Annotated in this window: 11 protein-coding genes; 10 read left to right on the top strand and 1 reads right to left on the bottom strand. The window is 65.7% G+C overall.

All coding sequences use genetic code 11. The annotated features are described in order from the left end of the window. Positions 1–417 precede the first annotated feature (417 nt). The 7 genes from ABIB90_RS35915 to ABIB90_RS35945 all read left to right on the top strand — a co-directional run bounded on the left by ABIB90_RS35915 (position 418) and on the right by ABIB90_RS35945 (position 7780). On the top strand, positions 418–897 hold the full coding sequence (locus tag ABIB90_RS35915) for a DUF992 domain-containing protein (protein ID WP_354202442.1): 480 nt from the start codon (positions 418–420) through the stop codon (positions 895–897). A gap of 152 nt (positions 898–1049) precedes the next feature. Continuing rightward, positions 1050–3098 carry an elongation factor G gene (locus ABIB90_RS35920; protein ID WP_007596743.1) on the top strand — a complete coding sequence of 683 codons (2049 nt, stop codon included), beginning with the start codon at positions 1050–1052 and terminating at the stop codon, positions 3096–3098. Positions 3099–3384: 286 nt separating this feature from the next. Further along, entirely contained in the window at positions 3385–3657 is a 273-nt protein-coding gene (locus ABIB90_RS35925) for a helix-turn-helix domain-containing protein (protein ID WP_007596742.1), read from the top strand. 109 nt (positions 3658–3766) lie between these two features. Further along, positions 3767–5521 carry a SulP family inorganic anion transporter gene (locus ABIB90_RS35930; RefSeq protein ID WP_354202443.1) on the top strand — a complete coding sequence of 585 codons (1755 nt, stop codon included), beginning with the start codon at positions 3767–3769 and terminating at the stop codon, positions 5519–5521. 92 nt (positions 5522–5613) lie between these two features. Next, the gene (locus tag ABIB90_RS35935; RefSeq protein ID WP_354169290.1) at positions 5614–6447 is read left to right on the top strand and encodes a shikimate dehydrogenase; all 834 of its coding nucleotides are present in this window, start codon (positions 5614–5616) and stop codon (positions 6445–6447) included. A gap of 67 nt (positions 6448–6514) precedes the next feature. Continuing rightward, a complete protein-coding gene (locus ABIB90_RS35940) occupies positions 6515–7141 on the top strand; it encodes a hypothetical protein (RefSeq protein WP_007596731.1) in 627 nt (208 codons plus the stop codon). 15 nt (positions 7142–7156) lie between these two features. Continuing rightward, positions 7157–7780 (top strand): single stranded DNA-binding domain-containing protein, encoded by a 624-nt coding sequence (locus tag ABIB90_RS35945; protein ID WP_354202444.1) that lies wholly within the window; start codon positions 7157–7159, stop codon positions 7778–7780. A 122-nt stretch (positions 7781–7902) separates the two neighbouring features. Here ABIB90_RS35945 and ABIB90_RS35950 read toward each other — a convergent pair whose 3' ends face one another. After that, positions 7903–9039: an alpha-hydroxy acid oxidase gene (locus ABIB90_RS35950; protein WP_354202445.1), complete on the bottom strand. Its 1137-nt coding sequence runs from the start codon at positions 9037–9039 to the stop codon at positions 7903–7905. 131 nt (positions 9040–9170) lie between these two features. On the opposite strand from ABIB90_RS35950, the gene ABIB90_RS35955 reads away from it, so the two are divergent. The 3 genes from ABIB90_RS35955 (at position 9171) to ABIB90_RS35965 (ending at position 12376) form a co-directional block, all read left to right on the top strand. Next, entirely contained in the window at positions 9171–9338 is a 168-nt protein-coding gene (locus ABIB90_RS35955) for a hypothetical protein (protein ID WP_007596725.1), read from the top strand. Positions 9339–9556: 218 nt separating this feature from the next. Next, on the top strand, positions 9557–10900 hold the full coding sequence (gene glmM / locus ABIB90_RS35960) for a phosphoglucosamine mutase (protein ID WP_007596723.1): 1344 nt from the start codon (positions 9557–9559) through the stop codon (positions 10898–10900). 228 nt (positions 10901–11128) lie between these two features. Further along, positions 11129–12376, top strand: coding sequence for an MFS transporter (locus tag ABIB90_RS35965; RefSeq protein ID WP_007596721.1), 1248 nt, complete (start codon positions 11129–11131; stop codon positions 12374–12376). The last annotated feature ends 81 nt before the right edge of the window (positions 12377–12457 follow it).

The following is a 12457-nucleotide window of genomic DNA, read 5'->3' on the forward strand; positions in this document are numbered from 1 at the left end:
CCCCACTCCCACACACACCACCACCACCCAAACCTATTACCCACCCCCCCCCCCCCCCGCCCCCCCCCCCCCCCCACACACCCCCCCCCCCCCCCCCCCCCCCCCCCCCCCGCCCCGCCCCCCCCCCCCCCCCCCCCCCCCCCCCCCCCGACCTCTCCCCGCAAAGAGCGGGGAGAGGTTAAGGGCGCTCGCGGCGTCCCGTTGAAGTTCGATGGGCCCATGAAGTGAGGGACACACTGCTCGTGCACTCCCTCGCCCCGTTCTTACGGGGAGAGGGTGGGGTGAGGGGCTCTCTCCGCGAACTCGCTTTTAGACGCGTTCGATCTGGCACCGCCAAAACTATTGTGGCATAGACCATCGCGCATCACGGGTGGGGCGCTCTCTCTGCTCGCATCACATTCATCGCCGGAGATATTCATGCGCCGTTCACTCCTCCTCGCCGGGCTTGCCGTTGCGAGCTTCGTTGCCTCCGTTGTGGGCGCCAGCGCGCAGTCCCGGATGGTGCAGGTGGGCGTGCTCGAATGCCGCGGCGGCGCCAGCGTAGGCTTCATCGTGGGATCGGTAACCAATCTCGGCTGCGTGCTGCGCGTCGATGGTTTGCCGGACGACCGTTACGTCGCGACGATCCGCAAGGTGGGCCTCGACCTCGGCATCACCCAGGAAACGGCACTCGCCTGGGGCGTGTTCGCGCCGGTGAACCGGATTGGCCCGGGCGACCTCGCCGGCACCTACGCCGGTGCGCAGGGCAGCGCATCGGTCGGCGTCGGCCTCGGCGGCAACGTGCTGGTCGGCGGCTCCAATAATTCGATCGCGCTCCAGCCACTCAGCGTGCAGGGCCAGGTCGGCCTCAACGTCGCCGCCGGCCTCGAGAGCCTGGAACTCCACCCGGGCCGTTGACAACTCCCGTGTGCGAATCGCGTCGCTCCGACGCGATTCCGGCAACGACGCACCGCAGCGACGTTTGATGCTTGCCAAATCTCGGGGACGGGCAGAGCATCGGCGTTTGCCGACCCAATCATGGGCCGAGCTCCACACCAAGGAGGCGGCGAATGGGACAAGACGTCAGAAGTCCCCGAGGTCCACGGTGCATCGCGCTGGTGGGCCCTTTCCAAAGCGGTAAAACCACACTTCTCGAAGCCATCCTGGCGCGAACCGGCGCAATCCCACGCGCCGGCAGCGTCGACGCCGGAACCTCCGTCGGCGACGCCGCGCCAGAGGCCCGTCATCACAAGATGACGGTCGGGCTGACTGCCGTCACCACGAGTTTCATGGGCGACAGCTACACCTTCCTCGATTGTCCCGGTTCCGTCGAATTTGCCCACGACATGCGCGCCGCGCTGCCCGCGGTCGATGCCGCAATCGTGGTCTGCGAAGCCGACGAGAAGAAGCTGCCGCAGCTTCAGATCATTCTGCGCGAGCTGGAAGAACTGAAGATCCCGCGTTTCCTGTTCCTCAACAAGATCGACCGCGCCAACAAGCGCATCCGCGAGACGCTCGAGATACTCCAGCCCGCCTCGCGCGTGCCGCTGGTGCTGCGCCAGATCCCGATCTGGAAGGACGAGCTGATCGAGGGCTTCGTCGATCTCGCGCTGGAGCGTGCGTTCATTTACCGCGAGCACAAGGCCTCCGAAGTCGTCGCGCTCCAAGGCGGCGATCTCGATCGCGAGAAGGAGGCCCGCTTCTCGATGCTGGAGAAGCTCGCCGATCATGACGATGCGCTGATGGAGCAGCTGCTCGAGGACATCCAGCCGCCGCGCGACGCCGTGTTCGACGATCTCGCGCGCGAATTGCGCGACGGGCTGATCTGCCCCGTGCTGCTGGGCGCCGCCGCACGCGAAAACGGCGTGCTGCGTTTGATGAAAGCGCTGCGCCACGAGGCGCCCGGTATCGCGGAGACCGCAAAGCGTCTCGGCGTTCCCGAGACCAGAGACGTCCTCGGCTTCGTCTTCAAGACTCTGCATTCGCAGCACGGCGGCAAGCTCTCGCTGACGCGGATGCTCGCGGGCCATCTCGACGACGGTGCTACGCTGCAATCCTCCTCCGGCGGGGTCAGCCGCATCTCCGGCATCCTCGCCGTCACCGGGGCCTACGACACCAAGCGTGCCGCGGCGGAAGCCGGCGACACGGTGGCGCTCGCTAAGCTCGACCCGATCAAGACCGGCGACACGGTTTCGAACGGCAAGACCCCGCCGGCAGCGCTTGCCGCCAGCGAGCCCACTCCGCCGGTGCTCGCGATCTCGGTTGCGGCCACCGACCGCAAGGACGACGTCAAGCTCGGCCAGGCGCTGATGCGGCTGCACGAGGAGGATCCCTCGCTCGTCTTCGTGATGAACGCCCAGACCCACGACACCGTGCTGTGGGGTCAGGGCGAGATGCACTTGCGCGTCGCGAGCGAGCGGCTGCGCGATCGTTTCGGCGTCAAGGTCGCCTCGCATCCGCCTGCGATCGGCTATCAGGAAACCATCCGCAAGCCGATCGTCCAGCGCGGCCGCCACAAGAAACAGTCCGGCGGGCATGGCCAGTTCGGTGACGTCGTGCTCGACATCAGGCCGCTGCCGCGCGGCGAGGGCTTCAAGTTCGCCGAGAAGGTGGTCGGCGGCGCGGTGCCGCGCAACTACATCGGCGCGGTGGAAGAGGGCGTCGTCGACGGGCTCGCCCGCGGCCCGCTCGGTTTCCCGGTCACCGATTTGCAGGTGACGCTGACCGACGGCTCCTATCACAGCGTCGATTCCTCCGACCTCGCCTTCCGCACGGCGGCGCGGGTCGGGCTCACCGAGGGCCTGCCGCAATGCCAGTCGGTGCTGCTGGAGCCGATCCACGTGGTCGAGATCGTCTGCCCGACCGACGCCACCGCCAAGATCAACGCGATCCTATCGGCACGGCGCGGCCAGATCCTCGGCTTCGACACCCGCGACGGCTGGAGCGGATGGGACTGCGTCCGCGCCATGATGCCGGAAGCCGAGATCGGCGAGTTGATCGTCGAACTGCGCTCGGCCACGGCAGGCGCCGGCAGCTTCACCCGCCAGTTCGACCACATGGCCGAAGTCACGGGGCGCGCCGCCGACCAGATCATCGCCGCGCATCAACACGCGGCGTGAGTCTGTCTCTCGCGCAGTAAGGGGAGCACGCTCTCTCACCCCCTCTCCCCGTTCTTTACGGGGAGAGGGTGGGGTGAGGGGCTGCCTCGCCACCCCGTCATTGCGAGCGCAGCGAAGCAATCCAGAATCCCTCCGCGGGGACAGCCTGGATTGCTTCGCTGCGCTCGCAATGACGGTGGAGACAGACGGGAGCGATAAAGTGCTTGCGCACGGCCTTGAATGATGTATTTTACATCATTGTACATGCTTCAGATATCACTTATAAACGCTGACACGTGAGGCCGAGGTGATCACGTCGTTCCAGATGCGGGCAGCGCGCGCGCTGCTCGGCATTGACCAGAGGGCCTTGGCGGAGCTCGCAGGCGTTTCGCTGCCGACCATTCAGCGGATGGAGGCGAGCACCGGCAACGTCCGCGGCGTGGTCGAGACCTTGATGAAGGTGGTCGAAGCCTTCGATCGGGCCGGCGTCGAGCTGATCGGCGAACAGGTGCGCAGCGAAGGCGGCGGACGCGGCGTTCGGCTCAAGGAGCCGGGGCCGCCGCGTCGGGTGGGAGCATGATCCCGCAATGATCATGCTCGGAAGCAGTCTTGACTAACGCACCGTCGCGCCCCGATACGCGGCCGCACGATGCATCGGGGCGTTGTGGGCAGCGGAGCATTTTGCTGAAATGAGCATCACAGGCGAACACGCAGGCAAGCTGCACCAGCTTCGTCGGCCGACCTTTACCGAACTCTATCTGCCAAAGCTCGTCACCGTCTGGCGCGAGGGCTATGGCCTATCGGATTTCCGCGCCGATGTGTTCGCGGGCCTCACGGTCGCGATCGTCGCGTTGCCGCTGTCGATGGCCATCGCGATCGCCTCGGGCGTGACGCCGGACCGCGGACTCTACACCGCTGTCGTCGGCGGCTTCATTGCCTCACTGCTCGGCGGCAGCCGATTCCAGATCGGCGGTCCCGCCGGCGCCTTCATCGTGCTGGTTGCGGCGACCGCCGACCGTCACGGGGTTGATGGCGTGATCCTGGCCACGCTGATGGCGGGCCTGTTCCTGATCGCTGCGGGCTTCCTGCGGGTCGGCACTTATATCAAGTTCATTCCGTATCCTGTGACGGTCGGCTTCACGGCCGGCATCGCCGTCATCATCTTCGCCAGCCAGCTGCGCGATCTCGGCGGGATCACGCTCCTCGCGAAGGAGCCGAGCGAGTTCGTTCCGAAACTGGTCGCGCTCGCCGGGGGCCTGCACACCGTCAATCCGTCGGCCGTCGCGGTCGCGATCGTCAGCATTGCCATCATCGCGGGCCTGCGACGTTGGCTGCCGTCCTGGCCGGGTATCCTGATCGCGGTCGTGCTCGCGGCGGTCGCATGTGCCGTGCTGTCGCTGCCGGTCGAGACCGTCGGCTCGCGCTTCGGCGGCATTCCGCGCGAACTGCCCTCGCCGGCCTTGCCTGCGTTCTCGCTCGCGAAGGCGACCGCCGTGCTGCCGGATGCGATCTCCTTCGCGCTGCTCGCCGCCATCGAATCGCTGCTGTCGGCGGTGGTGGCCGACGGCATGACCGGGCGCCGTCACCGCTCCAATTGCGAGCTGGTGGCGCAAGGCGCCGCCAATGTCGGCGCGGCGCTGTTCGGCGGCATCTGCGTCACCGGGCTGATCGCGCGCACCGCGACCAACATCCGCGCCGGCGCGCGGGGGCCGCTGGCGGGCATGCTGCATTCGGTCTTCCTGCTGCTGTTCATGCTGATCGCAGCGCCGCTCGCGAGCTACATCCCGCTGGCCGCGCTCGCCGCCGTGCTCGTCGTGGTGGCCTGGACCATGGCAGAGAAGCACGAATTCGCGACGCTCCTGCGCTCGTCATGGGGCGATGCCGTCGTGCTGCTCGCAACCTTCCTGCTCACCATCTTCCGCGATCTGACCGAAGGCATTTTGGTCGGCTTCGCGCTTGGCGCGGTCCTGTTCATCCATCGCATGGCGGAAATGACCGGCATCGAGGAACGTTCGCCGCTGGTGGCCGCCGATCGTCCCGACGACGATAATGGCGGGCGCGTGCCCTACGACCCCGCCCTCGCGGTCGATCGCGACGTGCTGGTCTATCGCATCACCGGCGCATTCTTTTTCGGTGCAGCCTCGGCGATCGGCGGCGTGCTCGACGGCATCGCCGACAAGCGCAAGGGATTCGTGGTCGATTTCGCCGCGGTGCCGTTCCTGGATTCGACCGCGGCCAACGTGCTCGGCCGCGTCGCCGCCAAGGCCCACCGCCAGGGCATCCGGCTGTTCATCACGGGGGCATCGCCAACGGTTCGCCGCGCGCTGCTCACCCATGGCGTCACGCCGCCACGCGCCCGCTATCGCGAGACCATCGCGCGTGCGGTCGCCGACATCAAGGGCGGTGCGGCGCACCCCGCGGCCGGTCAGGCGGGCACGACCTGACGTCGAGCCTCTCCCGAGACGCCCGCGCGCTTGACAGGGCCTGCGGGACGCGAAATGGATCGCCTCCGAAACGACCCCAGGGGAGGACGACCGTGACCAAGGCTCCCGCAGCCTGTCTGATCGGATGGCCGGCTGCGCATTCGCGCTCGCCGCTGATCCATCGTTACTGGCTGCGCACGCTCGGGATCGAGGGTGGCTATGTCATCGAGGCGGTTCCACCCGACAATTTGCGCGACTTCGTGCTGCGGCTGTCGCTGCGCGGCTTCGTCGGCGCCAACGTCACCATCCCGCACAAGGAGGGCGTGCTCGAGCTCTCGACGCCCGATGCCCGCGCGCGGGCGGTCGGTGCGGCCAACACGCTGTGGTTTGCGGACGGCGAGCTGCGCTCGACCAACACCGACGTCGAGGGCTTTATCGGCAATCTCGATGCCAGCGCGCCCGGCTGGGACGCAGCCGAAGAGGCGCTGGTGCTGGGCGCCGGCGGCTCCTCGCGCGCCATCGTGTTCGGGTTGCTCGAACGCGGCATCAGCCGCGTGCATCTCGCCAATCGCACCATCGCCCGGGCCGAGATGCTTGCACGCGAGTTCGGGCCGAAGGTGCATCCTGTTGCCTGGGACGGGATCGATGACATCCTGTCGCGTGCAAGACTTCTCGTGAACACGACCTCGCTCGGCATGCACGGTCAGCCTTCACTCGACCTTGACGTGGCGCGCCTGCCGGATGGCGCCGTGATCGCCGATCTCGTCTATGTCCCGCTGGCGACGCCGCTGCTCGCGGCCGCAAAGGCGCGCGGGCTGAAGACCGCCGACGGGCTCGGCATGCTGCTGCATCAGGCGGTCCGCGGCTTCGAGCTGTGGTTCGGCCAGCGGCCGCAGGTCACGGCCGAGCTGCGTGCGCTGGTCGAGGCCGATCTCACAAAGACTTGAGAGAATAGCGCGTAACCTCCGGAGTTCTATGTCCGTAAGGGGACAATAGGGACAATCGGAGACCATCATGTCTGTTCAACGTGCAACTTTCACACGTCCGCTCATTGCCGTCGCGATGGTGGCCGTCTCGACCCTCTCGGCACTTGCGCAAAGGGCGCCGGTGCCGACGCGCGTCCGCGGCACGATCGAAAGCGTCAATGGCGACACGATGCAGGTCAAGGCGCGCAGCGGCGAGGATGTCAAGCTGCACATCGCCTCCGACGTGAACGTGTCAGGCATTACCAGGATTTCACTTGCCGACATCAAGCCCGGCTCCTTCGTCGGCGCCACCACCGTGCCGGGACCGGACGGCGGCGCGAACGCGGTCGAGGTCCACGTGTTTCCGGAGAGCATGCGCGGCACCGGCGAGGGCTCGCGACCTTATGACCTCAAGCCCAACTCCAGCATGACCAATGCGACCGTGTCGGAGAGCGTGGTCGGCAATGACGGCCATACGCTGCTGGTCAAGTACAAGGACGGCGAGAAGAAGGTGTTCGTCGCCGACAATACGCCGGTGGTGACCTTCGTGCCCGGCGACAAATCCGATCTGAAGGCCGGCGCCAAGGTGATCGCCTTCATGAAGCAGCTGCCGGACGGCTCGTTCGAAACCAACCGCGTCAGCGTCGGCCGCGACGGCCTGACGCCGCCAATGTAAATGGAGACTAACAACATGTCGAAGAGAAGCTGGATATCACGCGTCGGCGCGGCCGCATTCGCCGCCTGCATCGTCACGTCATCCGCCCTGGCGCAGCAGACGCCGACGGTCCGGATCCGCGGCACCATCGAGAGCGTCGACGGCAACACGCTCGGCATCAAGACCCGCGAAGGCAGCGACGTGAAGGTGCGCATGACCGACAACGTCGCCGTCTTCGCGGTGGTGAAGACGTCGTTGTCGGAGATCAAGGACGGCTCCTATATCGGCGTCACCGGCCTGCCCGAGCCCGACGGCACCCAGAAGGCGATCGCGGTGCACATCTTCCCCGAAAACCAGCGCGGCGCGGCCGAAGGTTTTCGTCCCTGGGACGCGCGCGCCAACTCGACCATGACCAACGCCACCGTGGCGCAGACGGTGAAGGGCACCGATGGCCAGAACATCACGGTCAAGTACAAGGACGGCGAGAAGAAAGTCGTGGTGCCTCCGGACACGCCGATCGTCACCTTCGTCGCCAGCGACAAATCCGAGCTCAAGCCCGGCGCCAAGCTGATCATTTTCGGCGCGGTGAAGAAGGACGATGGTTCGCTGGAAGCCAACCGGGTGAACGTCGGTCGCGATGGGGTGACGCCGCCGATGTGAGGGTGAACGCTGAAATCGTAGGGTGGGCAAAGGCGCGGAGCCCCGTGCCCACCACTTTCCCGCGATTTGCGAATTGGTGGGCACGCTTCGCTTTGCCCACCCTACGGCACTGCCGCTGCGGTTCACATCGCAATGATATGTTCGTCGATCTCGTCAATCCTGTTGACGCCGCACAGGCCCATGGTGGTGAGCAGCTCCTTCTGGATGATGTCGATCGCCTTGGCGACGCCGGCCTGGCCGCCGGCGCCCAGGCCATAGGCGTAAGCGCGGCCGATCATGCAGGACTTTGCGCCGAGCGCGAGCGCACGCATCACGTCTTGACCGGAGCGGATGCCGCCGTCGAACATGATCTCCATCCTGTCACCGACCGCCTCGGCGATCTCGGGCAGCACCTCGATCGATGACGGCGCGCCGTCGAGCTGACGGCCGCCGTGGTTCGATACGACGAGAGCCTGCGCGCCGGTCTTGGCGGCTTCCTCCGCGTCCTCGACGTCCAGAATGCCCTTGATGATCAGCTTGCCCGGCCAGATGCTGCGGACCCACTCGACGTCCTTCCAGTTCAACGACGTGTCGAACTGCGACGCCGTCCACTCGGCGAGGCGATTGAGATCCCCGGTGTTCTTCACATGTCCGGCGATGTTACCGAAGGTGCGGCGCTTGCCCCGGAGCACGCCCGACACCCAGGTCGGCTTGGTGGCAAAGTCGATCAGCTTCGAGAGCGACCATTCCGGCGGAACCGTCATGCCGTTCTTGATGTCGGCGTGGCGCTGGCCGATGACCTGGAGATCGACTGTCAGCACCAGCGCGGAGCATTTCGCCGCGATCGCGCGCTCGATCAGTTCCTTGATGAAGCCGCGGTCCTTCATCACGTAGAGCTGGAACCAGAACGGCTTCTCGACACTGGCCGCGATGTCTTCGATCGAGCAGATCGACATCGTCGACTGCGTGAACGGGATACCGGCGGCTTGCGCGGCGCGGCAGGCATGGATCTCGCCATCGCCATGCTGCATGCCAAGCAGGCCTACCGGCGCCAGTATCAGCGGCATGGTCGAGGGCTCGCCGAGGATCGTGGTCGCGGTGTCGCGTTTGGAGACGTCGACCAGGATGCGCTGGCGGAACTTGATGGCCTGCATGTCATCGCGGTTGGCGCGCAGCGTTTCCTCGGCGTAGGAGCCGCGGTCGCAATAATCGAAAAACGCCTTCGGCACGCGGCGCTGATGCAGTGTGCGAAGATCGTCGATACAGGTGATGTGCTTCATGAACGTTTCCCCGGCCCGTCTTCTATCAAGAGTCTTGTACTGGAAGACTCTTGCATCGGAAGATCGAGGGGTCATCTAGCATGGTTGGATGCACAGCCAAATCGTTTGAAAATCTTTTGGAGGAGGGCGCCATGACCAGGCCGCACACCGGACCGACGCCGGAGGAGATCAAGGAGAAGCATGATCTCGAGGAGGCGCTGGAAGAAGGTCTGGAAGAGACCTTTCCGGGCTCCGATCCCGTCAATGTCACCCAGCCGGCGCCGAGCCGCGGGGACGGTCATGTGAAGCGCTCGGACTAGCGCGGGTTCCAGCCTATTCCGGCGTCCTCACCGGAAATATAATGTTAATAAGACGTTATCGGCACCGGGGCACGCCAGGTTCCGTAATGATTCATCATATTTTTTGAAGCCAAGTTAGCCGCGATGGCTTTATAAGACCTCAGCAAATCAGGGATGCGGGTCCCGCCAGGGCACCCGCAGGTTGTCTTGGGATCCTTGGTTGTCGCGTGGGGGACGATATGAGCCGCAAATATTTCGGGACGGACGGGATCCGGGGCCGCGCCAACGGGCTGATCACGCCGGAGCTGGCGCTCAAGGTCGGCCAGGCCGCAGGCCTGGCGTTTCAGCGCGGTGACCACCGCCACAGGGTCGTGATCGGCAAGGACACCCGCTTGTCCGGCTACATGATCGAATACGCGATGGTGGCGGGCTTCACCTCGGTCGGCATGGATGTGCTGCTGGTCGGCCCGATGCCGACACCGGCGGTCGCGATGCTGACCAAGTCGATGCGCGCCGATCTCGGCGTGATGATCTCCGCGTCGCACAACCTGTTCGAGGACAACGGCATCAAGCTGTTCGGCCCGCAGGGCTTCAAGCTCTCCGACGACGTCGAGAAGCAGATCGAGCAGCTGCTCGACGAGCCCATCGACAAGCGTCTTGCCCAGAGCGCCAGCCTCGGCCGCGCCCGCCGCATCGATGGCGTGCATGATCGCTACATCGAATTCGCCAAGCGCACGCTGCCGCGCGATCTGTCGCTCGACGGCCTGCGCGTCGTGGTCGATTGCGCCAACGGCGCCGCCTACAAGGTGGTACCGGAAGCGCTGTGGGAGCTGGGCGCCGACGTGATTGCGATCGGAGTCGAGCCCGACGGCTTCAACATCAACAAGGAATGCGGCTCCACCTCGCCGGAAGCGCTGTCGAAGAAGGTGCGCGAGATGCGCGCCGACATCGGCATCGCGCTCGACGGTGACGCCGATCGCGTCATCCTGGTCGACGAGCGCGGCCACATCGTCGATGGCGACCAGCTGCTCGCGGTGATCGCGCAGAGCTGGAAGGAAGACGGCCGGCTGTCGCGATCGGGCATCGTCGCCACCGTGATGTCGAACCTCGGGCTCGAGCGCTTCCTCAATGCGCAGGGGCTCGATCTCGTGCGCACGCCGGTCGGCGATCGCTACGTGCTCGAGCAGATGCTGAACGGCGGCTACAATCTCGGGGGCGAGCAGTCCGGCCACATCATCCTGTCCGACTACGCCACCACCGGCGACGGCTTCGTGGCCGCATTGCAGGTGCTTGCCGTGGTGCAGAAGCTGCGCCGGCCGGTGTCGGAAGTCTGCCACCGCTTCGATCCGCTGCCGCAGATTCTGAAGAACGTCCGTCACAAGGGCGGCAAGCCGCTCGACAATTCCGACGTCAAATCGGCGATCTCCGACGGCGAGCAGCGGCTCAACGGCCACGGCCGCCTGCTGATCCGCTCCTCCGGCACCGAGCCGGTGATCCGCGTCATGGGCGAGGGCGAGGATCGCATCCTGGTCGAGGACGTCGTCGACACCATCGTTTCCGCACTCGGGCAGGCCGCGGCTTAAGGCGCATCGCGAAGCACGATCGTAGCCCGGATGGAGCGCAGCGAAATCCGGGAATCGTGCAACAGGCGAACGGCCCCGGATTGCGCTGCGCTCCATCCGGGCTACGAACTCCCTCAGGCGGGAAGAGCGAAGCGCATCCCAGCCATCGACGATTGGCGGTGGATCGCTCGCCGCGCGCAGCGTAACTAGCTTGTCGCGGCAATCTGCCGCGCCGGCCGGGATGCTCCATTGAACAAGCCAGTCGTCGTCTCAGAGGAAACGCTGACCGAGCCCGTCATCGTCAGCGACGTGGCATCCGCCGCCAAGGCCGCAGGGCCGGCCTATGTCGTGCTTGCCGGCATCAGCTTCTCGCACTTTCTCAACGACACCATGCAGTCGCTGATCGCTTCCGTGTATCCGATCCTGAAGGACACCTACGCACTCGACTTCGCGCAGATCGGCATGATCACGCTGGCCTTCCAGTTCACGGCCTCGCTGCTCCAGCCGGTGGTCGGCCACTACACCGACAAGAAGGCGCAGCCCTATTCGCTGTCGATCGGCATGGCCTCGACCTTCTTCGGTCTGCTGCTGCTCAGTGCCGCCCACCAATATCTGGTCATCCTCGTCGCCGCCGCGCTGGTCGGCCTCGGCTCGGCGGTGTTTCACCCGGAATCGGCGCGCATCGCGCGGCTCGCCTCCGGCGGCCGCTACGGTTTTGCGCAATCGGTATTCCAGCTCGGCGGCAGTTTTGGCACCTCGATGGGACCGGTGCTCGCCGCGCTCATCGTCGTGCCGTTCGGGCAGGGCAGCATCGCCTGGTTCTCCTCGATCGCCTTCCTCGCGATCCTTATCCTCTGGCGCATCGGCCGCTGGTACGAACCGCAGATCAAGGCGAAGAAGACCGCGGTCGCTCAAGCCCATCCCGACGCGCCGAGCTCGCGTCGCGTCGTCGTTGCGCTCCTCGTGCTGGTCGCGCTGCTGTTCTCGAAACAGCTCTACGTCTCGAGCCTGTCGAGCTACTACATCTTTTATCTGATCGACCGCTTCGGCGTGTCGACGCAAGCCGCGCAGATGTATCTCTTCATTTTCCTCGCCGCGAACGCGGTCGGCGCTTTTCTCGGTGGTCCCCTGGGCGATCGCTTCGGCCGCAAGATCGTGATCTGGATCTCGATCCTGGGGGCGCTGCCGTTCACGCTGGCGCTGCCCTATGCCGGGCTCTATGCGAGTGCGGTGCTATCAGTGATCATCGGCCTGATCATCTCCTCGACGACGTCATCGATCATCGTGTTCGCGCAGGAGCTGGTGCCGCATCGCTTCGGCATGATCTCCGGCGTGTTCTTCGGTGTCGCCTTCGGCATCGGCGGCTTGGGCGCCGCCGTGCTCGGCAAGCTCGCCGACCACACCTCGATCGCGTTCGTCTACCAGGTCTGCGCTTACCTCCCGGCGATCGGCCTGCTTGCGGTGTTCCTGCCCAAGCTGCCGCGGCACGCGCGTTAACATATCCTGTCTTGCTGCAACGCGGCTTCATACATCGTTAGGAAATGCGGCGACGGCGTCGTATTTGCGCTGCATTTTTGC

This window comes from Bradyrhizobium sp. JR4.1, assembly GCF_040548605.1.
Classification (GTDB): Bacteria; Pseudomonadota; Alphaproteobacteria; order Rhizobiales; family Xanthobacteraceae; genus Bradyrhizobium; species Bradyrhizobium canariense.

Coding starts and splice junctions, on each gene's coding strand:
- ABIB90_RS35915 (WP_354202442.1), top strand. CDS start 418: ATGCGCCGTTCACTCCTCCTCGCCGGGCTTGCCGTTGCGAGCTTCGTT.
- ABIB90_RS35920 (WP_007596743.1), top strand. CDS start 1,050: ATGGGACAAGACGTCAGAAGTCCCCGAGGTCCACGGTGCATCGCGCTG.
- ABIB90_RS35930 (WP_354202443.1), top strand. CDS start 3,767: ATGAGCATCACAGGCGAACACGCAGGCAAGCTGCACCAGCTTCGTCGG.
- ABIB90_RS35940 (WP_007596731.1), top strand. CDS start 6,515: ATGTCTGTTCAACGTGCAACTTTCACACGTCCGCTCATTGCCGTCGCG.
- ABIB90_RS35945 (WP_354202444.1), top strand. CDS start 7,157: ATGTCGAAGAGAAGCTGGATATCACGCGTCGGCGCGGCCGCATTCGCC.
- ABIB90_RS35950 (WP_354202445.1), bottom strand. CDS start 9,039: ATGAAGCACATCACCTGTATCGACGATCTTCGCACACTGCATCAGCGC.
- ABIB90_RS35955 (WP_007596725.1), top strand. CDS start 9,171: ATGACCAGGCCGCACACCGGACCGACGCCGGAGGAGATCAAGGAGAAG.
- glmM (WP_007596723.1), top strand. CDS start 9,557: ATGAGCCGCAAATATTTCGGGACGGACGGGATCCGGGGCCGCGCCAAC.